Below are 23,233 nucleotides of genomic sequence, written 5' to 3'. Positions count from 1 at the left end.
CGAAGGAGACGGAGCTTCGCTTGAGGTAGACGCTCATCAAAAATCGCAACCAGGCAACCTCAAAAGTCTGCCTTCAAGTGCTGTAACAAGTTCGTTTTGCGCAGGAAGGCAACTGAGCCCCGATCCACGGCTTTCTGGACCAGATCCATGTCCTCACAGCACACAATTAGCTTTTTTTGAGCGCGTGTTACTCCAGTATAGAGAAGCGTCTTATCCAGCATGCGTATAGCACCCTGGTCCAAGGCAAGAACCACGTTTTCCCACTGAGAACCTTGTGATTTGTGTATTGTCATTGCGTAACCAAGATTCAGGTTGTCCAACATGTCCACGCTGAGATCGATCGTCCGGCCATCGATTTTCAAGAGGCCAAGCCGTCCGTCTTCAGTTGCCTCATCAAAGACCTTCACGATAGTGCCAAGATCGCCGTTACGGATGCCAGTTTTGTAGTCGTTCTTGGTTACGAGGATCGGGTCGTTAAGATAAAATTTTCTGCCGGTGGAACTTACGTAATCAAAGCTTCCCTCCCCACCTGCCAAGCGCACTGCCGGGCGCTCAAAGCCGAGTTTGCGTTGCATAACCTTGTTAAGGTTCTCAACACCAGCTTTACCTTTCTGCATGCCCGTCAGGGTCGCGCACTTTTTTGAGCCACCGTGAGCTTGAACCAACTCACTGATTTCTACCGGATCCACGCTACGGAGTATGGAGCAATCAAGGTCTGCCTTCGCCTGATAGTCAGGCAGGACAATGGCACTGCGCTGATGCCTGATTGCTGTTGCGAACAGGTGAATTCCGCTCCCGGCACTTTGCCGCTTTACCTCCCTCAGCTCAACCGATGGAAAATCCGATTTCATGATGTGATGGAACAGCAGGCCGCCACCCACAGGCGGAAGCTGATCTACATCACCAACAAAGATGAACCGCGTCGCCGCAGGCAAATATCGCAACAGGTTGTGCATGGAATACAGATCAACCATGCTGGCTTCATCAATTACGACAATGCAGTGTTCGGGGCGGGTTCTCTGATTGTCTCTCGCCATATCCACACAGAACTTAGCGATCGTCGAAGCCGGCCGACCAGTTGCCTCAGCCATTCTTTGTGCGGCCCGCCCCGAGAGTGCCATCTGGTAGATATCAATTCCAAGAGATAGCTTTTCCAGAACTGTGAGGATAGCCTTTAGGATCGTCGTCTTACCGGTCCCGGCCCCGCCGGATAGCGAAATTACGTTTATGCGGCACGCAAGCACGACGGCATGCCTCTGCGCATCGGTTAAGCTGAATGGAATAGTCAGCTCGAACTCACGCAATCGCAGCTTGATTTCTTCTTGGGAAATGCCGCATTCCCACCCCGCCATGCAACTACCTTCGCCAGCTGACCGCAACATTGCATTACGTAGCCTTTGCCCTACAAGCGCTTCGAGTAGAAATTCCCCTTCGAGTTGGAAGCCATCCTCACCACGAATGTACCCGACAATCTCCTCCTCCATCGCGTGCCGTAAAACCTTACTGAAATCGGCCTTCATCGCTGTGCATTCCTTTTCGAATACAGAGCGAGGGATCAGGGTTGATGACGTAATGCGACAATACTGGGATATGAGGTTAAAGGCCAACGCGGCAAGGTATTTCGGGTGAGAAGAATTGAATCCAAACTTCTTTGCAACCTCACAGCACTGCCTGAAGGGGAGGTTGAACTTGAGGAGGCGGAAAGGATTTTCCTCCAACATCTCGATGGTTTTATCTCGCCAAACCGCCGAGAGGGAAGCCGCAAGTCTCACTGGTAGGTCATGAGCGGCAAGCCAATTGATAGCTGCCATGTGGACAGGGCTGGGGAAGTTGAACAGTAATGGAGCGATGGACTGTCTCGGAACTCCTACTTCCAACAGCGAGTGTACGTCTTGTTCCTCGATCATCTCAATCAGTCGAGGATTACGTGCAAGGCGCCCCGCCTTTACCACTCCAATGCCCTTCACATTTTTCTGGAGCCAAATCTCCAGTAGCTGGGTATTTGGTTTCACGAACTTTATCCAGTCGACCTCAATGCGGTCCTCGGTAATTGTGTACCCGTTGGCCGTGAAAGTAACCTCTGTTGTCGGCCCGCAAACGTTCCACAAGGTGCCTACCTTGGCCACATCCCAGTATGCACCAGGGAGCACCACAGAGAGACTGTTTTGTGTATGGATAACGCTACCATCGTCTGCGACGCGCTTGGCACTAAAAGATCCGTTCTGACGCCTCTTGGTTACTTGTATCAGCATGGCTCAGCGGAAACCCTTTGTTGTCTCTAAGAAAGCATCACGAGCAGACTTGAACTGCTTTGTTTCTTCGAGCTCTCGGCGCAATTGTCGGTTCTCTTCCTCCAAGGTCGCAATGCGCTGTAACAGATTCGAATTCGAGGCCTCTGTCCGCTTCACCCGCTCATTCGCCCGCTCTCTCGCTGCACTTTCCTCAGCGGCAGACCGCAGGTTAACAGGTTGCTCCGAACCCCAACGCTTATCGAGAGCTTCGATGAGACTTTTTATCGCGGGATTTTGCCCGAAGGCACGTGGGTTAAACCCGAGTTCAATAGCAATCTCTTTACGACTAAGTTTACCTCTATAAATATAGTCTGCATGATCGCCCCGGGCTTCACGCTCAGAAACCCACGCGGAAAAAAGAGCGAAATTCCTCCGGCCTATTTCTTGGCCACTGGGCATTAGTCCGTCACCCTTAGTTGGGATTTGGTCTTGAGCTGATCTCTGAGCCTGCTCACTTCTTCGTATGCCTCCCCCAGCTTATTTTGCAATCGCTCGACTTGCTCCTCCAATTGCGCATTTTCCTCGACGAGATTATTGTTCTTTTGAAACAAAGAAACATAGGAATGCTGCTGAGATGCAAGCCGATCGGCCATACTTTTCTCAAACGCCGTCTTCGCGTATTCTGACAATTGCATCTGCTCAAGCTTGCGGTGTTTGTCGAAGAGATTAGCATATGCAGCCTTCCTGTCACTGACCGACTGACGCACATTTCCCGCCTTGCGCGCGGCAATTGAGGCCTCTAAGCGAGCGTTTAATGTACCTATGAAATCGACAGTGCGCCTGACGTCTCGACGATCCTTGTTACGGAGATGGCCCTCGTTCACACCAGCAGCCCTGTTAAGAGTGGAGGCGACTAACTTCCATTCTTTGATTTTAACTTTTTCTCCAGGCTTCAATCCCTGAATAAATGTCAGTTTCTTTTCAAACGACAGTAGTGCCTCATCCACGATACTCTTGTAGCTCTGCGCGACAACTGGATCATTATACCAAGAAGGTGGGCTGGCCCTATCAGGCTGCTGGGGTGAAAAATCGAGTTCAAACTCCTCCATATTGACCTCAGACATCCCCCTTCTCCATTTTCCTTACCAGCGCCTCGAGAGTCCGGTGGGTTTTTTCGGCTTCATTCTTGAACAGAGGGCCGATCAAGTCGTTACCTTGCCACTCCTTAGCCTCAGCCCGGTAGGTCGCCAGCAGCCGCTGCAATGTTCTAAAGTGTGTGTTGTCTTTGCCGTCTGTTTGCTTAACTACACAATGATTTACACAACCAGCACAGCTATCGACCTCAGCAGTCTGTGTCTTAGGTATCCCAGCTTCGTCCCTGCAGTTCGCCAAGTGTCTCGTGTTGCTTGTCAAAATGCATAACCCATACTCGTGAGGAGTAACAATTGGATCGCCCATGTGCTCCTCAATCATCTGCATGATAGCATCATCACGCGCACCCTTGTCATGCATTTCAATTAGACCAACATTATCAGCAAGCCTCGTAAGAAATGTCCCCAACTGGCCGTGAAGTGAAGCTGCGCCTTCCACATATCGACTCACGAGCTCAAACAGCTGACGCCGACCGAGATGTTGGTACTCGGATAACTCAATCTTGTTGTGAGTATAGGCCGCTGTCATTTTTGATCCGAAATGGTGCCGATAGTGATCGCGGATCAATGGCATTACATTTCCATCAAATCGACGCATGGCAAACTCAGCCCAGGTATGACGGAATCCATGAGCCGTGACGCGAGAGCAGTAACTCTGGAAATCGTCGCCCTGTTCCTCAAGGAAAACTTCATAAAACGAATTAATCTGCATCATGGCGTTGACGTGATTTTTACCAAGGAAGTACTCCGCAGAATTCCCTGTCGAATACGAATGTCTAAAATAGGAAAATAGGTGTTTCCGCTCAGGATCAGCCAACGCAAAGCTTCCCAGACCGTCGAGCACAGCAATAAACTCGGAAACGATACCTGAAACATGTCGGTCCGTTGCGACACCGTGGTTAGTTTTGTCGATATTCGAGGCAAATGTATACGACGAACCGTTCTCTTTGAACGAATTACTCGACATACTGGCCGCTTCGCCGTGACGGGTACCCGTCAAAATGAGGATAGAAATAAAACAAGCCGTCAGGAGGTGGTCCCCTTTACGGGTCAGCGATTCCTTTATTGAATGCGTTCCGACCACGAATGGGACAGACGAGAGGGGGAGTTGTTCTCGCGATTTTGCATAAGGATAATAAGAGCAAAGCTTCTCAAAATACACCTTATCCACGTATCGAGCTTGCTCACGAGGGCCATACTGACCTGAACGATTGCCAAACATCGAGAAAACCTTCTTTACTGCCCTCCATTCGGGAAGGCGGCCTTTAGCGCGAAGCTTCCTCTCGGCTTGAAACCAAGCCAGAATGTACTTTGTCTCGTCTGATTTTATCAGCTGAATGCAGTAGGCCAGAATGGCCAAAGAAATTTCGAAAGGAATAATGTCAAAACTTCCACCAGCACGCCACTCTACCGGACTCTCACCGGATTCTCGTACCCGTCGTGAGCAAAGGTCTTCCCAACTGCCGGTTAGATTGTACGCAGGCAGGTATTTTCCGGGTACCAGACAATCGTTCGTTAGCCGTAAATCGTACATCCATGCCAGAAGGCGAACCCTACCGTATACTGTTCCAAACCGCCCAATAGACCCATCAATATTATGAATCACGAGCTCAACCAGCTCTTCGTATTTAAGGCTATCGAACGATCGCCCGACAAACCTCTCATTCATAAAATAGAATACGGAGGCGATGTTGCCGTACAGGCTATTCATCGTTCGAAAAGAGTGCGTTGTTGCGAGTTGGCCGCCTGTTTCCACGTAACCGCTCCATTGATACCGCGCTTATGCAGCTTGATTGTTTTGCGCAGTCATCGGTGCCCAGTTCCACGGCAGCAATTCATCCAGCCGATTGATCTTGTGATCGTGGATGCGGTCGAGGATGTCAGCGAGATAGGCCTGTGGGTTGAGACCGTTTAGCTTGGCGGTTTCAATGATCGTCATGGCGCGTGCAAGTGTTTCCGCACCGGTGTCAGCTCCGGCGAAGAGCCAGTTCTTTCTGCCGATTCCGATCGGGCGCAGGGCGCGTTCAGCCGGGTTATTGTCGATAGCCACACGACCGTCTGCCAGAAACAAGCTGAAGGCCTCCCGGCGGTTGAGGCCATAGCGGAAAGCCTTGGCAAGATTGCTCTTGCCAGGAATGCGCAGGAGCTGCTGCTCGGACCAGGTAAAGAAGGCTTCAACCTTGGGCAGGCTATGCTTTTGACGTGCCGCGTGACGGACGTCAGCAGGCTGGCCATTGATGTCGCGCTCGATGTCATAGAGTTTGCCGATCCGGTCGAGCGCCTCGCGGGCGATCTCGGACTTGGTCGATGCCCAGAAGTCGTGGAAGTCACGGCGCAGGTGCGCCCAGCAAGCCGCCTCGCGCAAACGGAAGGTGCCGTCAGGCTCTGGCTCATAGAGCTTGGCATAGCCCTTGTAGCCATCGGCCTGAAGGATGCCGCGGGCGTCGGCCAGATGGTTCAAGACATGCTCCTCCTTCCAGTCCTGTGCGAACCGATAGACGGCCCCGGGCGGGGCTGATCCAGCCCATGGGCGCTGGTCACGCACATAGGCCCAGATCCGGCCCTGTCTGACGCCTTTACCAAGCCCTTTGTCGCGCAAAGATCGGTCCAGCACCCGGATGGGCGTGTCATCCGCGTGCAGCAGGTCGCTGCCCATGATGTCAGCCTTGATCCGTTCGATCAGCGGCGACAGGGTCTTCATGGCCCGCCCGCACCAACCGACAAGCGTGGTCTCGGGGATGTCTGCGCCCATGCGGGCGAAGATCTCGTGCTGGCGATATAAGGGAAGATGATCGTCAAACTTCGAGACCAGAATGTGGGCCAGCAGGTTCGGGCCGGCCATGCTGCCCAGGATTGGCCGGCTGGGCGCAGGCTCCTGCACCATCCGCTCACAGCGCCGACAGGACTTCTTGATCCGGGCGATCTGGATCACCTTCATCTGGGCTGCAATCATGTCCAGCAGCTCGCTGACATCCTCACCCACCACCCGCAGATCACCGCCACAGTCAGGGCAGCACGCACCAGGATCAAGCACACGGCGCTCGCGTAGGGTCGCATCCGAGACACGTGGACGTCGACGCAGCGCGGGCGCATCGGCAGCCTCTGGAGACGGCTCATTGTGTCCTTCGTCGATGGGCGCTCCATCTTCCTCGGCTACGGCAACCAGCAGGTCTTCGAGCGCCAGTTCCAGCTGCTCGATCTCGCGTTCGATTTTCTCAGAGGATTTGCCGAAAGCCAGCTTCTGCAACTTGGCGATCCGCAGGCGCAGGGCCTGAACCAGCTGGTCGTGGACCCGCAATGTCGCCGAGATCTTGGCATTCTCCGCCTGCAAAGCTGCAATCATCGCCTTCAATATGGCGGGATCATCTGGCAGATTTTGCGTTACATTTGACATGCACATTTCTACCACGGGGCACGTGATAGCACTATAAAAACAAAGCGTTTTGACTCATATATTCAGCCCACACGGGCCGGCGGCGCGCCCCAATCCGGCCTGCGCCAGTCAATTCCTTCCCAGAGCATGGCGAGCTGCGCGGACGTCAGCCGGACGGCACCCTCGGTCATCGCAGGCCAGGGAAAGCGGCCGCGTTCCAGGACTTTATAGTAGAGGCAAAAGCCCTGACCGTCCCAATACAGGAGCTTGAGCCGGTCACCCTTGCGACCGCGGAAGGCGAAGACTGCGCCGCCCGCAGGCTTCTGGCGCAGGACATCCTGGGTCAGCGCCGCCAGACCGGCAATGCCCTTGCGCATGTCCGTGACACCGCAAGCCACGTAGACGCGAACACCAGTGCCCGGACCAATCATGCCGCTTCCACAGCACGGATCAGCTGCGTCAGCGCCACAACAGCCATGCTGCTGTCGAAGTGCAGACTGCGACCGTTACGCAGGCGCAGTTCCACCGCTATCGGAACCGCGACGGTGGGCGTGTCCGCAATGGCGGGAACGCCATGTTTAGGAATATCGAAAGGAAGGAAGAGCGCACCACCATCCGGTGACCACAGCCCCTTCTGCTTCATCTCATGGCGCCAGGCATAGATTTGCTGTCGCGTGATCTCGTGGCGCTGCGCCACCTGCGTGACCGTTACCGCATCGGTGCCCACCGACATGACGATCCTGAGCTTCTCCTCATCGCTCCAGCGCCGCCGACGTACAGAGCTATGGGGGAATTTGGGTGATGGCGTGATTTGTAGGGCGGCGTATCGTGGCGGGTGTCAAAGCCTGCCAGAACCTCACAAGGAGCGATACGCCATGAATGAAGATACAACTATCCTGCCATTTTGCCAATCGGAAACGATCATCGATCCGCTGACAGAGCTTGCTCGACAAGGTGCTCGTCGGATGCTGGCGGAAGCGCTGAAGGCCGAGGCTGATGCCTTTGTCGCCAGTTTTTCCGATGAGCAGCTGGAAGACGGGCGTCAGCGGATTGTGCGGCATGGATTTGGCCCTGAACGGAAGATTCAGACGGGGATCGGTGCTCTGGATGTCCAGCGGCCCAAGGTGCGCGACCGGATGGCGTCCTCTGATGGGGCAGAAAAGATCCGCTTTACCTCGAACATTCTGCCGAAATGGGCGCGCCGCTCGATCAGCTTGGACGCGCTGCTGCCTGTTCTTTATCTGAAGGGCATATCGACGGGCGATTTCCAGGACGCACTGTCGGCCATCATGGGGCCAGATGCGCCCAACCTCTCGCCAAGCGTCATCTCGCGCCTGACCGCTGGATGGCAGGTTCAATATGATGCCTGGGCACGGCGGGATCTGTCTGCCCGCCATTACGTCTATACTTGGGCGGACGGCGTCTATCGTAACCGCACCATTGATACCGCAGCTTATGCAGCTTGACTGTTCTCGGTATCCGCTGGTGCCCAGTTCCAAGGCAGCAACTCGTCCAGCCGGTTGATCTTGTGATCGTGGATGCGGTCGAGGACATCGGCAAGGTAGGCCTGCGGATCAAGGCCGTTCAGCTTGGCGGTTTCGATGATGGTCAGTATCCGTCCGGTGTGACTGCCATGCCTACGAGATGGAGTGGGTGATAGTGTCCACTATCGGTAGTGGACATCTTGAGGTTGGTTATGGCGGGAAAGAAGGGCTTGAAGAAGCGTGTCTGGTCGGATGACGAGAAGCGCACGATTTGCGCGCAGACGCTGACAGAGGGCGTTTCCGTTGCACAGGTTGCGCGACGCTATTCCATGAACGCGAACCTGATTTTCAAGTGGCTGAAAGACCCTCGATTTGCTCCTGTAGAGGGCGGCGTATCTACCGCTGATGCCGTGGTTGAGAGCATTTTCCTCCCCATCGAGATTGATGCGCCACCGCTGGAAAGCGCCGATCCTGCGCGTGACATGAGAGATCCGCCTTGTTGCGTCAGCGCGCAGCGCGTGGACATCACGCTGTCGGATGGACGGTAACCGCACCATTGATACCGCAGCTTATGCAGCTTGACTGTTCTCGGTATCCGCTGGTGCCCAGTTCCAAGGCAGCAACTCGTCCAGCCGGTTGATCTTGTGATCGTGGATGCGGTCGAGGACATCGGCAAGGTAGGCCTGCGGATCAAGGCCGTTCAGCTTGGCGGTTTCGATGATGGTCATGGCGCGTGAGAGAGTTTCTGCGCCTGTGTCTGCCCCTGCAAAGAGCCAGTTTTTCCGTCCTACTCCAATTGGGCGCAGGGCACGTTCAGCGGGGTTGTTGTCTATTGCTACACGCCCGTCGGTCAGGAACAGGCTGAAGGCGTCTCGACGGCTCAGACCATAGCGGAACGCTTTAGCCAAATCACTCTTGCCCGGAATGCCCAGGAGTTGCTGTTCTGACCAGACGAAGAAGGCTGTGACCTTTGGCTGGCTCAGCTTTTGGCGCGCGGCATATCGGGCGTCCGCAGCTTTGCCGTTGATGTCGCGCTCGATATCGTAGAGCTTTCCGATCCGGTCGAGCGCCTCGCGGGCGATCTCGGACTTGGTTGATGTCCAGAAGTCATGGAAGTCGCGCCGCAGATGGGCCCAACAGGCCGCTTCTCGTAAACGCGGCACGCCACCCGTATCAGGCAGGTAAAGCTTGGCATAGCCTTTGTAACCGTCCGCCTGAAGGATGCCACGTGCATCCGCCAGATGGCTGAGAACGTGCTCTTCCTTCCAGTTCGGTGCAAATCGATAGACGGCCCCCCGGTGGCGATGCCCCCGCCCAAGGACGTTGGTCGCGCACATAGGCCCAGATCCGGCCTTGCTTGACCCCTTTGCCAAGACCCTTGTCGCGCTTTGAGCGGTCCAGCACCCGGATCGGTGTGTCATCTGCGTGCAGCAGGTCGCTGCCCATGATGTCAGCCTCAATCCGTTCAATCAACGGCGACAAGGTCTTCATGGAGCGTCCGCACCAGCCGACCAGCGTGCTTTCGGGGATGTCCGCGCCCATACGCTCGAAGATCTCGTGCTGGCGATAGAGTGGAAGGTGATCGTCAAACTTGGAGACCAGAATATGCGCAAGCAGGTTTGGCCCCGCCATGCTGCCCGGGATCGGGCGGCTCGGTGCGGGTTCCTGCACCATCTTCTCACAGCGACGACAGGACTTCTTGATCCGGGCGATCTGGATGACCTTCATCTGCGCAGCGATCATATCCAGCAGTTCGCTGACATCCTCACCTACCACACGTAGATCGCCGCCACAGTCCGGGCAGCAGCTACCGGGGTCCAGTTCGCGGCGTTCGCGCGTGGTCGCATCTGAGACACGTGGCCGACGGCGCAAAGCGGGCGCATCGGCAGTGTCTGGTGATGGTTCATCATGCCCTTCGTCGATGAGGCCATCGTCCCCTTCGGCAACAGCCACAAGCAGGTCTTCCAGTGCCAGTTCCAGCTGCTCAATTTCGCGTTCGATCTTTTCCGAAGATTTGCCAAAAGCCAGTTTCTGCAACTTGGCGATCCGCAAGCGCAGCGCCTGAACCAGTTGATCATGGACCCGTAAAGTGGCCGATATCTTGGCATTCTCAGCCTGCAAAGCAGCGATCATTGCCTTCAAAATGGTAGGGTCATCAGGGAGGTTTTGCGTATCAATGGACATGGGTAAACCTACCATACCCAGTGCATAGGCACCATAAAAACAAAGCTATTCAGACGTGTAATTCACCCGACGCGAGCCGGTGGTGCGCCCCAATCCGGCCTGCGCCAATCCATGCCTTCCCACAACATCGCCAGTTGCGCGGAGGTCAGTCGCGCCGCACCCTCTGTCGCGGTAGGCCAAGGAAAGCGGCCCCGTTCAAGCACTTTGTAATAGAGGCAAAAGCCCTGACCATCCCAGAACAAAAGCTTGATCCGGTCACCCCTGCGCCCGCGGAAGGCAAACACTGCGCCACTGGTCGGCTTCTGGCGCAAAACATCCTGCGTCAGCGCCGACAGGCCTGCGATGCCCTTCCTCATATCTGTGACACCACAAGCCAAATACACACGAACGCCAGTCCCGGGACCGATCATGCCGCCTCCACCGCTCGGATCAACTGCACCAGCGCGCCTGGGTCCATTGTGCTGTCAAAGCAGAGGCAGCGTCCACTGCGCAAACGCAGTTCTATTGATGTGGGCTCCGATAGGTTAGGTGCCAGATCAGGTATGACTGGAACGCAAGGATCAGGCGCGACATCCAAAGGGATAAAGAGCGCCCCATCGTCTGGAGACCAAAGCCCCTTCTTCTTCAGATCATGTCGCCAGGCATAAAGCTGCTGGCGAGTTACATCATGGCGCTGCGCAACTTGCGTCACCGAGGCACCATCAACCCCGACCGACATGATGATCCCGATCTTCTCATCATCGCTCCATCGCCGCCGACGCTCAAACCCCAGAACTTCACCCCGCATCACACACCCCGCCTAAGACACGTCGTTAACGACGTCATTAAACACGTCTCTTAGAACAAAAGGCCAGGATCAGGCAGGCGGTGCCAATCGAGCGGTTACGTTTCCACACAACGCAAAAATATAATGTTCTTTGCTACTTGCCGCTGCCAATTATTAATATCACCAAAACGAGATTTGAAATCAACGTTGTAAACTATATCACTATCGATATGATGAATGGCCCAGACATCGTCAAAGTATCTGCTCGAAGCCTCGATTGGAGCGGCACCCTTAGTCACCCAAGCAATATCGGGGTCCGCTGTGATCCCCATGCCCCTTACTCTACGATCCACGAGTTACCCCCTTCAGAAGTCGGCGCGTGCGGTATCTTACCTTCAAGGTGCCCGTATTTTTCCGACGCATCCTTAAGACTGACGGCACTGAAGCGTTCTAACAGCAACTCCAAGAAGCAGAGCTTCGTCCATGCATTGAGGGCTTTGTCTACATCCTGCGTTCTGAACAGGCCTTCCAGCTCTCCCTCGATGTGGCGTATTTCTTCCATCATCATGCGAGCTGTGAGACCGGAATCAAAAAGATAGATTGTACCATTCTTTTTGATCAAGCCGCTCTTTTCGATGATAAATTTTTCTGCCTTGGCGGCAGCAAGGATCGTTTCGGGAGGGGTATCTGAAGTGGAGCCTCTCAAACCGATAACGTCAATTAGTGCAGCGACCGAAAGCTTGTTTGTGTTGCGTTCCCAACCATCAATGATATCTTCAGCAACGCTTACCATCTCCGCTGATACCGCTATGGCAAACGCCCTGCCCTTCCGTAGCTGCTTCTTGTCCCTTGATCGAGCCCGGTATACGTTCTCACGAACTTCTGGCGTGTGAAATTGGTTTAGAGCGTCACGCGTATTTTCATCAGTATCCTCACGGTCATATGTTTTGTCCATTGTAGCAGACTTGGCGAACGCGCCGCGCTTAGCTTCCTCCGCATAGACATGCGACTGAGAAATCGCCGAGGGCTTTAAATTTTTCGAGTGTAAGTTTCCGGTTTTGCCATCGTAGCGTGCCTTGGCAGCGCGGCGATGAGACTCCGTAACGACGGCATACATGTCCTTGAGCACCTTGAGATTGGCGTCTGAGGCCCCGTAAATACTCAGGCCTTCTTGATGGCCGCTAAACGCCAAGTGATGAAAGTTCCATGTACAATTGAAGCGGCTCGTTACTTGCTTATAAGGAGATGCCAGATATTCAAACTCAGCATTTCGAACCGGATTTTGATCATATTCCCGTAAGAATACCCTCAGCGCCCGACCGAACTTAGTGTTCTTACGTACGCTCAGATTCTGAGCGACACCGTTACGTCCCTTGTAACTTCTAATCCAAAAGGACTGTAAGCGGTGCGCCCACCCCACCTTCCTTGTGAGTCCCCGATCTGAGATTCAGCCCTGACGGATGGATTATCAGGGAGTTTCTCCATGGAGCGCTCAACGGAGTTTCTCAGTAACATTGATTTGGTGGTGGGGCCGCGTGGTCACCGCCGTTGGCCGGATGCGGTGAAGGCACAGATCGTGGCCGAGACGTTGGTGGAAGGTGCGACAGTTGGCGCTGTGGCACGGCGGTATGACATGCGGGCCAATCATTTATCGGAATGGCGACGCATGGCGCGCGAGGGCAAACTGGTTCTGCCCGCTGTGACCGAGGAACCAAGCTTTGCAGCGTTGGTTGTGCGCGAAGATGTTGAGGCGACACCTGACCCTGAGCCGCCGTCGCCGTTGGATCTGATTTGTGGGAGTGTCACTGTGCGATTGGATGCAGGCACATCGGCGGCGCGCATTGCCGAGATTGCCCGCGCCTTGAATGCGCTCTCATGATGTTCCCATCAAACCGAGTGAGGATCGTTGTCGCGACCAAGCCGGTGGACTTCCGCAAGGGTCATGATGGGCTGGCAGCGCTTGTCAAAAACGAGTTGCGCAAGGACCCGTTCACCGGGATAGTTTTTGTGTTCCGCTCAAAGCGGGCAGATCGGCTGAAGTTGCTGTATTGGGACGGCACTGGTTTGGTCATGGCTTACAAAAGATTGGAGGAACAAACCTTCACGTGGCCCGCTATCAAAGATGGTCTGATGTCGCTAAACCATGCCCAGTTTGAAGCACTTTTCTCGGGTTTAGACTGGCGCAAAGTAAGGGCTTTATCAGTGCGTCCGCCGACTGCGGCAGAGTGAATCAGGCTGTCTTTTGCAGAGGTGTTGAGCTGCAGGAAATGGTAGTCATTCCCCATGTCAAAACCAGTTGATCTCCCTAATGATGTTGAGGCCCTGAAGGCGTTGCTTGTCGCCTCAGAGGATCGCAATCTGCGCAAGCAGGATCGTATTGATCAGTTGGAGAAACTGGTATCTGACTTCAAACGTGCGCTGTTTGGCGCAAAGTCTGAGAAGGCCGATCCCGAGCAATTTGAGCTGTCACTTGAAGACATTGAAACCTCGATGGCTATGGTTCATGCTGAAGACGAAGCGCTTGATCCGCCTGCATCGCGCTCGGCAAAACCGCGCAACACCAATCGTGGGTCACTGCCAAAGCATCTGCCCCGCATTGAAGAGGTAATTGCGCCCGATAATATGACCTGCGGCTGCGGTGGTGAGCGCCATGTAATTGGTGAGGACACGTCTGAGCGCCTCGACATCATCCCCGCCCAGTTCCGTGTGATCGTCACCCGCCGCCCAAAGTATGCTTGCCGATCCTGCACCAATGGTGTGGTGCAAGCGCCTGCACCAGCGCGCCTGATCCCAGGCGGCATGCCGACAGAGGCAACGGTGGCGCATGTTCTTGTCAGCAAATATGCGGATCACCTGCCACTGTATCGCCAGGCACAGATTTACAGCCGCCAAGGGATCGATCTGGATCGCTCCACCCTCGCGGGATGGGTTGGCAAAGCGGCCTATGAGCTACGCCCTGTCTTCGATGCGTTAATGGCTGACCTCAAATGCTCAACCAAACTCTTCATGGATGAAACAAGAGCACCAGTGCTTGATCCGGGTAGACGTAAAACCAAAACTGGTTACTTCTGGGCACTGGCCCGCGATGATAGGGCTTGGTGTGGAGCGGCACCACCGGGCGTTGCCTTTACATATGCGCCCGGGCGTTCCGGCCAATATGCAGATGACATTTTGAAAGGCTTCTCTGGCATCCTCCAAGTGGACGGATATGCCGGGTATAACCGCTTACTCAAACGCGCCGATGACAATGTCGTCTTGGCCTACTGCTGGGCCCACGCACGCCGCAAACTGCACGAAGTTGCACAATCTGGCACTGCCCCCATCGCCGAAGACGGGCTGAAACAGATCGCTGCGCTCTACCTGATCGAAAAGGATATCCGGGGTCTGGCACCCGAGGTGCGATTGGCAGCACGGCAAGACCAATCGGCACCGTTGATCGTCGCGTTTGAGGAGTGGCTCACGACCAACCGCGCGCGGCTGTCTGCCAAAGCCCCTTTGGGCGAAGCTCTCAAATACATCGCAAAATACTGGGATGGACTGTGCCTGTTTCTGACTGACGGCCGCATCGAAATGGACAGTAACGCAGTGGAACGCACGATCCGTCCCATCGCTCTGAACCGCAAGAACGCACTCTTCGCTGGCCACGACGCCGGAGCCTCAAACTGGGGCGTCATCGCTTCCTTGATCGAGACCTGCAAATTGAACAGTGTCGATCCGCATGCCTATCTGGCCGATACGTTCACTGCCATCGTCGCAGGCCACAAACAAAGCCAGATCAACGATCTGCTACCATGGAATTACGCTAAATAGGTGGGATCGGCGCACCGCTTACAAAGGACTTCGCATCTTCATTAATTTGGAACCGCTTGAGACGATCCCTGTTAGATAGTTGAATCCTTCGGGAAGATAAAAGCCAAGTGAGGCATGTCTCTTCCTCAAGCGATGGGCCGAGGAAATCGAGCAATGAAAATTTGAGCCGGCTCGAAATGGAAGCTTCGTGTTTTCCTGCCTTCCATATGGACCATTGGGTCTTCGGCTGGGATTGCGGTCCTTTTTCCGTCAAGAGCTCCTTCGCAAAGCCGGCTGCACCGTTAACAGGAAGATCGACCGCAGCGACGAACTGATCAAAATCACTCGTATTCCGATATTGAGCCATAGCAATCATATTGAGAAAAGGATCATCCATCACCACGAGAATCTCGATGTTGATTTTTAGCAGTTCAAGCCAGTCATCCTTCCGCGCAGACACCTTCTTGCTATATGTTCTCTTTTTCTCAATATCCCGAAGGCTTTCTACACCGATCCTCTTCACGGTTTCGAGGATACTGGCGTATAAGTCGGGGTGCTCAGTTCGGAGCCGTCTTCTAATTTCCGACCACGCACGAATAAAAGCGGACCCATAGTCGATCAGGGCGTCGATATATCTCTCGTTAGTGTAAGGTAGATCTCCACCAAATATATCTTCCAAAGATTTGGTCGGCTCCCGCTCCACCGCGCGCAGCACAGGCCAATAGCCGGCGTCTACGCCCTTCGCTCCACTGCCCCCAACGATTGCTCGAATTTCACGCCTTACCTTCACATCGCCGCTTGCTTCGGCTGCCTTTCTGAACAACCTCCTTGCGTCATCCATGTTCGACACGACGCTGTTTTCGGAAATCAGCTCAGACTTCAATCTTTTCAAAAGTACTCGCCCGAAAAACCTCCAATCAGGTCAGCCTCATCGCCTGCAACCTTCAATAAGTGTTGAAATACTCTTCTATATCTTGCCGCTCCAGTCGGTGTAATACCTGATTCCACCGAGTTTATCGCTGCCACCATCGGTTCAATATATCGATGAGTTCGTAGCTTTGCTGGCACCTCGACCTCATGCAGAGAACCAAGAGGATCTATTCCAAACCTCGCCACTCCTTTTAGGGACCCAGAAATACTCTGAACATTATCCCGATATTCTGCAGCATAATCACCAACCTCACCGACCTGATCATCAAGACGCCCTGGTTTCTCATTGAAAGCGGATCGATCGGTCATGCTTCCTCAGACGTGAATTCATCGTGACATTCTTCGCTAAAAGCAGGTATAGGATTCACCATTGCCGTATTCTGCTGTTCTGGGTTGCCATGTAGAAGTATCTCGAAATTGATATATATACGCGTGGTATCGATACTCACGTGTCCCATTCTCTCCCTCAGCAGTTCGTAGCTTTCGTTCAGGGCCCGAAGCCGGTTCGCAAGATCTGTCGCATAACTGTGTCTGAGGCCATGAAATGTCCGAGTTTGTAGATGCCTAATCCATAGATCAAGATTAGGGGTCGTCGCGTTGCCATTCAAAATGATGGCATCCTTGCACTCTTTATATAACTTGGAAGGATACGAACTACTGAGACTGGTATTCTGAATCGATCCAAATGCAATATCGCCAGGTATTCTGAAAGTTAAGACATATCGCATGATGTCCTTCGCCAAAGCGGTGGGGAATGAGATCTTGCGGACCTTTCCCGAGCCTTTTCCCTTTCCCTTAATAGCATAGAGAAACTCACTCTTTTGCTCTTCCTCAGCCCTCTTCAGCCCACTCCTAATGCGTCGGATACTGAAGTTGTCAGGATCAACAACTTCGGAGCCGCGGCACCCCGTTTCGTAAGCAACCCGAAGAATGAATTCATCGCGCTTTCGCAGCCTCGCACTCTTTTTTGTGACGTGGCCTGCAAGCGTATCGAAGTCTTTGGGGCTAAGATATTTTGCGTAGAGGTTGAATGGATCCAGAGAGTTTTTCACACCTTCAACAAGTTTGATGTCCTCTTGGAGTTCCCTGTTTATGAATTCCGTGACTTCAATACCTTTTTCAACAAAACCCAGACTCTCCATACCCTTGTAGAACTTTGCGATGGAACCATGGTATTGTTGAACTGTGGAAGCAGCCAAGCCTTTTTCACGGTAGAGATGCTTGTCACAGTACGCCTCCAAAAAATATGGGAGTGTCATGAACTTTGTGTATCTGGTCTGGCCCATGCGGGTTTTAGATACAGTCACGCATTGAAGCGATCCTCAAACATTATGGCGAAATGATTGCGGGCCGCAAACCATTCTCGAACATTTCGGCCGCCTTTCTCAAACTTGCGGATCGCCAAGTAGATCAGCTTCGTGGCTGCGTCTTCGGTCGGGAACGATCCCCGCGTCTTAATCGATTTGCGGATTACACGGTTCAAGCTTTCAATTGCGTTGGTGGTGTAGATGATCTTTCGGATGGCGGGATCAAAAGCAAAGAACGGGATCACTTCCTGCCAAGCCCTGCGCCAGGCCGGTGCGATGGAGGCATATTTTCCGGCCCATTTTTCCTCGAAGGCATCCAACTCCAAACCAGCTTGATCGGCTGTAGGGGCGCTGTAAATCCGCCGTAGATCAGCGGCCACTTCCTTGCGATCTTTCCAGGCACAGAAGTTCAACGAGTGGCGCACGAGATGGACAATGCACGTTTGCACGGTCGTGTCCGGAAAGGCTGCTGTGATGGCATCAGGGAAGCCCTTGAGACCGTCTACGACCGCAATCAGGATGTCTTGCAGCCCACGGTTCTTAAGCTCTGTCATCACGGAGAGCCAAAATTTGGCGCCCTCGTTGTCAGCGATCCAAAGACCGAGAACCTCGCGCACGCCATCCTTGCTGACGCCAAGGGCCACGTAGACGGCTTTGTTCTTGACCATGCGGCTATCGGCGTCACGGATTTTGACCCGTAGAGCGTCAAAAATGACGATGGGATACATCCGGTCCAGCGCCCGGGACTGCCATTCCCGAACCTCATCCAGCACCGCATCGGTCACGCGGCTGATCAAGTCTGGCGAAACTTGCAGGCCATAGACGTCCTCAAGATGAGCACGGATATCGCGGACCGTCAGACCGGCTGCGTAGAGGCCAATGATCTTGTCATCCATCCCATCAATGCGGGTCTGACCCTTCTTCACCAGTTCAGGTTCGAAGCTACCGTCCCGGTCCCGTGGCACAGCGATAGGCAGTTCGCCGTCTTGCCCCTTCAATCTCTTGGCGGATGACCCGTTGCGACGGTTGGTCTGATCAGGCGGGGCATCCTTGCCGTCTTCATAGCCCAAATGTGACGTCAACTCAGCACCGAGCATTCGCTCCATCAGCTTGATCTTGAGCTCTTTCATTAGACCGGCATCGCCAAGCAGGTCTTCAGGCCGCTCGCAGCCCTTCAGTAGTTCGTCCAGCAGTTCCTCGGATATGGTCATCGTCCTTGCTCCTCTCAGGAAGCATGGACCAGATCGCAGTTACACAGAAGATCGGACACTCTCAAAAATATCTATCTACTTCGAGCGGCTCTACCCCATGTAGTCGTGCAAAGTTTAAAAAATTGGCGACCCGATGAGCTAACTGGTCGTACCCTCGCGGTTTGTGGTGGTATTGATGCAAGAGCCATATAGACGCTGGGAAATATGGCACCAGCGTCGAAGCGTCTCGTATCATTTTCACTGTTCTTAGCATGCCTTGATGGTCAACGTCGGCTGTAACAACCTCAAACTTTTCCATGTTCTGCCTCAAATTGGCTGCAAGCTGATCGGGTATATAACGCAGCATCAACAGTATGAGATATTTGGATGCATAAAAATACCCACGTTCGGCAATTGTTTTCGCAGTCTCAGTTTGGGTATTTTTCAACTCACAAGCTGTAGGGTTAAATGTGATATGAGGTTATAATGCGCATCGCCGCCTTTGTCATACTGTGCCGCGCGGCGCATCAGACGCGCTGACAGCGCCTTACCGTCAAGCTTTCCGTCCACCTTCCACGCGGCGACCTGTTCGATCAGGTTCAGCAGGGCACGCCCGTCGCCATCGGCCATCTCCAGCAGGTTTTCCCGCGCAGGGCCATCCAGGGGCAGGCCCCGCCCGAGCTCTTTTTCGGCCCTTTGGGCCATACGTTCCAGATCAGACAGAAGTAAACGCTCAAGCACCAGAACCTGCGACCTGCTCAAGACAGCAGCGTTCAGCTCGAAAGACGGATTCTCAGTCGTGGCCCCGACGAGCAAGATCGTCCCGTCCTCCATATGAGGCAGGAACCCGTCTTGCTGTGCCTTGTTGAAGCGATGGATCTCATCGACGAACAACAAGGTGCCCTGCCCGTTTTGCCGCCGGATTTTCGCAGCATCAAAGACTTTGCGTAGCTCGGGCACGCCGCTGAATATCGCGCTGATCTGGACGAAATGCAGGTCTGTCTCATCCGCAAGCAACCGTGCGATCGTCGTTTTCCCGACGCCAGGCGGCCCCCAGAAAATCAAAGATCCCAGTGACCCCGACTCTAACATCACAGTCAACGGCGCATCCGCGCCCAACACCTGCGACTGGCCGATCACCTCGGCCAAACTTCGTGGACGCAACCTGTCCGCCAGTGGGCGGTGCCCGCTTTCTACAACAGGCGCGTCAGAGCCAAATAGATCCGCCATTATGCTACACTCGGAACTGCAGCGACAGTCGCTGCACGCCGCGCTGTACCACCATCGACACCTGACGGCTTCCTGCCATCTGGTCGCTCACGTCGGCAGGCGTTGCGACCGTTGCGCCATTTACCGCGAGGATCGCGTCACCCTGTCGCAAGCCGACGCGCGCGCCATAGGGCCCGCTATCCATCACGGCAACACCGGTCACCTCAAGCGGCAAGTTCAATTCAGCCATTACCGCGGGGTTGATCCGCGCGAGCGTTAACCCCGGCAAAAGGCTACTTTCATCCAGCGCCAGCGTTTGTCGCGGCGGTTCATCTGGTGCTGCGATCAAGGCCACAGCGACCTCAGCCGTTTTGCCATCCCGAAGTCGGGTAACGCGCGCCTGCGCCCCCATGCCCGCCACGCTCATGCGGTAGATCATCTCGGCGGGGGTATGGACTTCTTGACCGTCAACGGCGGTGATCACATCGCCCACAGCCACACCTGCCTGCAAAAACGGGCTTGCCGAATGCATTCCCGACACGATGATGCCACCGGGGCGATCTAACCCCAAGGGGCCGGCCATATCCCCATCGACTGGCTGCCCGCTCATCCCCGCCCACGGACGGGTAAATTCAGCCGCCCCGTCGCGCGCCTGCGTCATGAACGCCGCGATCAGATTCGCCGGAATAGCAAAGCCGATCCCATTGGACCCGCCCGACCGGGTCAGAATAGAGGTATTGATTCCGATCAACCGCCCCTGCACATCTATCAAAGCACCGCCCGAATTGCCCGGATTGATCGGCGCATCGGTCTGGATGAAATACCCCTGCCCGCCGCCGTTCATCCCGCCCGATCGCGCAAGGCCGGACACAATGCCACTACTTACGGTTTGCCCGACCCCGAAAGGGTTGCCGATTGCAAGCGTAAGCTCCCCTACCTCTACCGTGTCACTGTCGCGCAACCGCAGATGGGCAAGCCCGGCCACTTCATCAATCTTCAAGATCGCCAAATCGCTTTCAGCATCACTCAGCAACACAGTGGCCGAGAACTCGCGTCTGTCGGCCAGTACGATGCGGATGTCGGTGGCCATACCAACGACATGATAGTTCGACACGACAATCCCGTCCTCAGACAAGATCACGCCGGACCCAAGAGAGTTCTGGACACGCGGTCTCCCCGAATCGGGCCGGCGGAAAAACCGTTCGAAAAACGGATCCGCCTGCAGCGGCGTTCGGCTTTGCTCTACGATGGTACGCGCATAGATGTTCACCACGCCCGGAGCCGCTTCGCGCACCAACGGCGCAAAGCTCAACTGGACCTGCGCGGGCGAACTAGGCACAGTCTGCGCGGCGACGGGAAAGGACAAGATGGTCAGCAGTATCAGGAGTATTCTCATACCCTCAGATATGCGCAGCCCTTTGCGCTTGCGCAACACCCATGTTCCAAATGGGTCTAAATCCTCGCCGAAGGCATAAATGCAAAAAGCCCCTGCGCAGGCAGGGGCTTTTAAAATTCGCGAAAAAAGCTGATGGCTTTAGTCTTCGGCAACCTCATAGGCCGCGACGCGTGCCTTATCGTTTGCACCCTTCGCGTCGCGGTCGCGATCTACGAATTCGATGATGGCCATAGGTGCCATGTCGCCATAGCGGAAGCCGGCCTTCAGGACGCGGACATAGCCACCCTGACGGTCTTTGTAGCGTGGGCCCAGGATGTCGAACAATTTCGCGACATACTGGTCTTGCTTCAGCTTGCTTGCAGCTTGACGACGCGCGTGCAGGTCGCCGCGCTTTGCCAATGTGATCATCTTTTCGATGATTGGCTTCAATTCTTTTGCCTTAGGCAAGGTTGTTTTGATTTGCTCATGCTCAATGAGCGAGCCCGCCATGTTCGAGAACAACGCCTTGCGGTGTTCATGTGTACGATTCAGACGGCGGTAACCACGTGCGTGACGCATTTTCTAGTCTCCAATTTGATGCCCTCTACGGGCGGTTTTACTTTGTCTGGTTGGCGTGCGTAGCGCCAACTCTCCTTGGGGCAGGTGCCCGGTCGTATTGACGGGCGGGAACAACCCCACCCGTCAAATCTCTTAGAACGAATCCTCGAACTTCTTCGCGAGGTCTTCGATGTTGTCCGGCGGCCAGTCCTCGACGTCCATGCCAAGGTGCAGACCCATGCCCGACAACACTTCCTTGATTTCGTTCAAGGATTTGCGGCCAAAGTTCGGTGTGCGCAGCATTTCTGCTTCGGTCTTCTGGATCAAATCGCCGATGTAGACGATGTTGTCGTTCTTCAGGCAATTTGCCGAACGGACAGACAATTCCAGCTCATCTACTTTCTTCAGCAGCAGCGGGTTGAATTCCAGACCGTCGTCGTCGTCTTGACGCGATGCGGATTCCGGCTCGTCGAAGTTAACGAAAATGCCCAGCTGGTCCTGCAGGATCCGCGCGGCAAATGCCACGGCATCGTCAGGTGAGATGGACCCGTCGGTCTCGACTTTCATCGTCAATTTGTCATAATCAAGCACCTGACCTTCGCGGGTCGGTTGCACGTCATAGGACACTTTTTTGACCGGCGAATAGATGGCGTCGATCGGGATCAAGCCGATAGGCGCATCTTCTGGCTTGTTCTTATCTGCCGCAACATAGCCCTTGCCGGTGTTAACCGTCAGTTCCATGTAAACGTCAGCATTGTCATCCAAGTGGCAGATGACGTGATCGCGGTTCAGAATTTCGATACCGGCGCTTTCAGAGATGTCACCGGCAGTGACAACACCTGGGCCTTTGGCAGAGATCGACAGGCGCTTTGGCCCTTCGACTTCCATGCGCAGCGAAACGCCTTTGAGGTTCAGAACGATGTCGGTGACATCTTCACGAACGCCAGTAACGCTCGAAAATTCGTGCAAAACATTATCAATTTGTACGGAAGTAATGGCAGCGCCTTGCAACGACGACATCAGAACGCGGCGTAGCGCGTTGCCCATTGTCAAACCAAAGCCACGCTCGAGCGGCTCGGCAATGACAGTCGCCTGACGTGCTGGGTCATTGCCCGGCTTCACGTCCAACTGCTGTGGCTTAATCAATTCAGCCCAATTTTTGTGGATCATACGTCCCTCCATTCCTGTCCTGCGCCCCATGTCCAAATGGCGAAGAACTCCCGAGGTTTCAACAAAGCAGTAAGAGGCCGAGCGCGAACGCGCGGCCCCTTTTGTAACTTAATCTCTTAAACGCGGCGGCGTTTCGGAGGGCGGCAGCCGTTGTGCGCCATTGGGGTCACGTCACGGATGGATGTGATGTTGAACCCGGCAGCAGCCAGTGCGCGCAGGGCGCTTTCGCGGCCCGAACCGGGGCCTTGCACTTCGACTTCCAGCGTTTTCACGCCGTGGTCTTGAGCTTTTTTGCCTGCATCTTCAGCAGCCATCTGAGCCGCATAAGGTGTCGATTTACGCGACCCTTTAAAGCCCATGGTACCAGCTGAGGACCATGCAATTGCGTTGCCCTGAACGTCGGAGATCAGGATTTTCGTGTTATTGAAGCTGGAGTTAACATGCGCCACACCTGCGGCGATGTTCTTGGAAACCTTACGCTTCGTCTTTGTCTTTTCGCGTGCCATTGATCAGACC

24 protein-coding genes and 4 pseudogenes are annotated in these 23,233 nt (G+C 54.6%); 5 read left to right on the top strand and 23 right to left on the bottom strand.

What is annotated here, in order from left to right; translation table 11 throughout:
* Window positions 1–59: 59 nt before the first annotated feature.
* The 7 genes from GLP52_RS15060 to tnpA (GLP52_RS15030) all read right to left on the bottom strand — a co-directional run bounded on the left by GLP52_RS15060 (window position 60) and on the right by tnpA (GLP52_RS15030) (window position 7,566).
* Window positions 60–2,252 carry an AAA family ATPase gene (locus GLP52_RS15060; protein WP_237271245.1) on the bottom strand — a complete coding sequence of 731 codons (2,193 nt, stop codon included), beginning with the start codon at window positions 2,250–2,252 and terminating at the stop codon, window positions 60–62.
* 3 nt (window positions 2,253–2,255) lie between these two features.
* Window positions 2,256–2,690 (bottom strand): hypothetical protein, encoded by a 435-nt coding sequence (locus tag GLP52_RS15055; RefSeq protein ID WP_237271244.1) that lies wholly within the window; start codon window positions 2,688–2,690, stop codon window positions 2,256–2,258.
* Entirely contained in the window at window positions 2,690–3,355 is a 666-nt protein-coding gene (locus GLP52_RS15050; RefSeq protein ID WP_237271243.1) for a hypothetical protein, read from the bottom strand. The genes GLP52_RS15055 and GLP52_RS15050 overlap by 1 nt, the downstream gene beginning before the upstream one ends.
* Entirely contained in the window at window positions 3,348–5,093 is a 1,746-nt protein-coding gene (locus GLP52_RS15045; protein WP_237273582.1) for a hypothetical protein, read from the bottom strand. Before GLP52_RS15045 ends, GLP52_RS15050 begins: the two co-directional genes overlap by 8 nt.
* Window positions 5,094–5,162: 69 nt before the next feature.
* The gene (gene tnpC / locus GLP52_RS15040) at window positions 5,163–6,776 is read right to left on the bottom strand and encodes an IS66 family transposase (protein ID WP_237271241.1); all 1,614 of its coding nucleotides are present in this window, start codon (window positions 6,774–6,776) and stop codon (window positions 5,163–5,165) included.
* A 62-nt stretch (window positions 6,777–6,838) separates the two neighbouring features.
* Complete coding sequence (gene tnpB / locus GLP52_RS15035) at window positions 6,839–7,186, bottom strand: IS66 family insertion sequence element accessory protein TnpB (RefSeq protein WP_237271240.1); 348 nt, start codon at window positions 7,184–7,186, stop codon at window positions 6,839–6,841.
* Entirely contained in the window at window positions 7,183–7,566 is a 384-nt protein-coding gene (tnpA, locus tag GLP52_RS15030; RefSeq protein ID WP_336885926.1) for an IS66-like element accessory protein TnpA, read from the bottom strand. The genes tnpB (GLP52_RS15035) and tnpA (GLP52_RS15030) overlap by 4 nt, the downstream gene beginning before the upstream one ends.
* Before the next feature lie 64 nt (window positions 7,567–7,630).
* Here tnpA (GLP52_RS15030) and GLP52_RS15025 point away from each other — a divergent pair.
* Window positions 7,631–8,182 (top strand): annotated as a pseudogene (locus GLP52_RS15025) (transposase); the annotation flags it as partial.
* A 26-nt stretch (window positions 8,183–8,208) separates the two neighbouring features.
* Here the strand turns inward: GLP52_RS15025 and GLP52_RS15020 are convergent.
* Window positions 8,209–8,364: pseudogene (locus tag GLP52_RS15020) on the bottom strand (transposase domain-containing protein); the annotation flags it as partial.
* An 87-nt stretch (window positions 8,365–8,451) separates the two neighbouring features.
* Between GLP52_RS15020 and GLP52_RS15015 the strand changes: the two are divergent.
* Window positions 8,452–8,787, top strand: a complete 336-nt coding sequence (locus GLP52_RS15015) for a transposase (RefSeq protein ID WP_237273354.1) — start codon at window positions 8,452–8,454, stop codon at window positions 8,785–8,787.
* A gap of 21 nt (window positions 8,788–8,808) precedes the next feature.
* On the opposite strand, the gene tnpC (GLP52_RS19685) is transcribed toward GLP52_RS15015, so the two are convergent.
* The 6 genes and pseudogenes from tnpC (GLP52_RS19685) to GLP52_RS14985 all read right to left on the bottom strand — a co-directional run bounded on the left by tnpC (GLP52_RS19685) (window position 8,809) and on the right by GLP52_RS14985 (window position 12,381).
* Complete coding sequence (tnpC, locus tag GLP52_RS19685) at window positions 8,809–9,576, bottom strand: IS66 family transposase (protein WP_443069444.1); 768 nt, start codon at window positions 9,574–9,576, stop codon at window positions 8,809–8,811.
* A 52-nt stretch (window positions 9,577–9,628) separates the two neighbouring features.
* Window positions 9,629–10,372 (bottom strand): annotated as a pseudogene (locus GLP52_RS19680) (IS66 family transposase); the annotation flags it as partial.
* Window positions 10,373–10,485: 113 nt separating this feature from the next.
* Window positions 10,486–10,833, bottom strand: a complete 348-nt coding sequence (gene tnpB, locus GLP52_RS15000; protein ID WP_219436718.1) for an IS66 family insertion sequence element accessory protein TnpB — start codon at window positions 10,831–10,833, stop codon at window positions 10,486–10,488.
* Window positions 10,830–11,210, bottom strand: coding sequence for an IS66-like element accessory protein TnpA (gene tnpA, locus GLP52_RS14995; RefSeq protein WP_219436719.1), 381 nt, complete (start codon window positions 11,208–11,210; stop codon window positions 10,830–10,832). The genes tnpB (GLP52_RS15000) and tnpA (GLP52_RS14995) overlap by 4 nt, the downstream gene beginning before the upstream one ends.
* Before the next feature lie 95 nt (window positions 11,211–11,305).
* Window positions 11,306–11,542: a hypothetical protein gene (locus tag GLP52_RS14990; RefSeq protein ID WP_237273580.1), complete on the bottom strand. Its 237-nt coding sequence runs from the start codon at window positions 11,540–11,542 to the stop codon at window positions 11,306–11,308.
* Window positions 11,527–12,381: a hypothetical protein gene (locus GLP52_RS14985; RefSeq protein ID WP_237271235.1), complete on the bottom strand. Its 855-nt coding sequence runs from the start codon at window positions 12,379–12,381 to the stop codon at window positions 11,527–11,529. Before GLP52_RS14985 ends, GLP52_RS14990 begins: the two co-directional genes overlap by 16 nt.
* Window positions 12,382–12,672: 291 nt before the next feature.
* Between GLP52_RS14985 and GLP52_RS14980 the strand changes: the two genes are divergently transcribed.
* From GLP52_RS14980 to tnpC (GLP52_RS14970), 3 genes are read left to right on the top strand one after another with little or no spacing between them, the layout of a single operon-like run.
* Window positions 12,673–13,068, top strand: coding sequence for a transposase (locus GLP52_RS14980; protein ID WP_237271144.1), 396 nt, complete (start codon window positions 12,673–12,675; stop codon window positions 13,066–13,068).
* A complete protein-coding gene (gene tnpB / locus GLP52_RS14975; RefSeq protein ID WP_237271145.1) occupies window positions 13,065–13,418 on the top strand; it encodes an IS66 family insertion sequence element accessory protein TnpB in 354 nt (117 codons plus the stop codon). Before GLP52_RS14980 ends, tnpB (GLP52_RS14975) begins: the two co-directional genes overlap by 4 nt.
* Window positions 13,419–13,472: 54 nt before the next feature.
* Window positions 13,473–14,999 (top strand): IS66 family transposase, encoded by a 1,527-nt coding sequence (gene tnpC, locus GLP52_RS14970; RefSeq protein ID WP_237271146.1) that lies wholly within the window; start codon window positions 13,473–13,475, stop codon window positions 14,997–14,999.
* On the opposite strand, the gene GLP52_RS14965 is transcribed toward tnpC (GLP52_RS14970), so the two are convergent.
* The 9 genes and pseudogenes from GLP52_RS14965 to rpsK all read right to left on the bottom strand — a co-directional run bounded on the left by GLP52_RS14965 (window position 14,992) and on the right by rpsK (window position 23,223).
* Complete coding sequence (locus GLP52_RS14965; RefSeq protein WP_237271233.1) at window positions 14,992–15,870, bottom strand: hypothetical protein; 879 nt, start codon at window positions 15,868–15,870, stop codon at window positions 14,992–14,994. The genes tnpC (GLP52_RS14970) and GLP52_RS14965 overlap by 8 nt on opposite strands.
* Window positions 15,867–16,217, bottom strand: a complete 351-nt coding sequence (locus GLP52_RS14960; protein ID WP_237271232.1) for a hypothetical protein — start codon at window positions 16,215–16,217, stop codon at window positions 15,867–15,869. Before GLP52_RS14960 ends, GLP52_RS14965 begins: the two co-directional genes overlap by 4 nt.
* On the bottom strand, window positions 16,214–17,167 hold the full coding sequence (locus GLP52_RS14955; RefSeq protein WP_237273579.1) for a tyrosine-type recombinase/integrase: 954 nt from the start codon (window positions 17,165–17,167) through the stop codon (window positions 16,214–16,216). The genes GLP52_RS14960 and GLP52_RS14955 overlap by 4 nt, the downstream gene beginning before the upstream one ends.
* 44 nt (window positions 17,168–17,211) lie before the next feature.
* Window positions 17,212–18,426 carry an IS256 family transposase gene (locus GLP52_RS14950; protein ID WP_237271230.1) on the bottom strand — a complete coding sequence of 405 codons (1,215 nt, stop codon included), beginning with the start codon at window positions 18,424–18,426 and terminating at the stop codon, window positions 17,212–17,214.
* Window positions 18,427–18,870: 444 nt separating this feature from the next.
* A pseudogene (locus GLP52_RS14945) lies at window positions 18,871–19,635 on the bottom strand (AAA family ATPase); the annotation flags it as partial.
* 4 nt (window positions 19,636–19,639) lie between these two features.
* A complete protein-coding gene (locus tag GLP52_RS14940; protein ID WP_237271229.1) occupies window positions 19,640–21,010 on the bottom strand; it encodes a trypsin-like peptidase domain-containing protein in 1,371 nt (456 codons plus the stop codon).
* A gap of 138 nt (window positions 21,011–21,148) precedes the next feature.
* Window positions 21,149–21,568 (bottom strand): 50S ribosomal protein L17, encoded by a 420-nt coding sequence (gene rplQ / locus GLP52_RS14935; RefSeq protein WP_005849785.1) that lies wholly within the window; start codon window positions 21,566–21,568, stop codon window positions 21,149–21,151.
* Between the two features lie 132 nt (window positions 21,569–21,700).
* A complete protein-coding gene (locus GLP52_RS14930; protein ID WP_093731788.1) occupies window positions 21,701–22,717 on the bottom strand; it encodes a DNA-directed RNA polymerase subunit alpha in 1,017 nt (338 codons plus the stop codon).
* A gap of 116 nt (window positions 22,718–22,833) precedes the next feature.
* Window positions 22,834–23,223 (bottom strand): 30S ribosomal protein S11, encoded by a 390-nt coding sequence (gene rpsK, locus GLP52_RS14925; RefSeq protein WP_093731787.1) that lies wholly within the window; start codon window positions 23,221–23,223, stop codon window positions 22,834–22,836.
* Window positions 23,224–23,233: the final 10 nt, after the last annotated feature.

This window comes from Sulfitobacter sp. M22, assembly GCF_021736025.1.
Lineage (GTDB): Bacteria > Pseudomonadota > Alphaproteobacteria > Rhodobacterales > Rhodobacteraceae > Sulfitobacter > Sulfitobacter litoralis.
The sequence above is the reverse complement of the archived record's forward strand: the minus strand, read 5'-3'. Positions and strand labels throughout refer to the sequence as shown.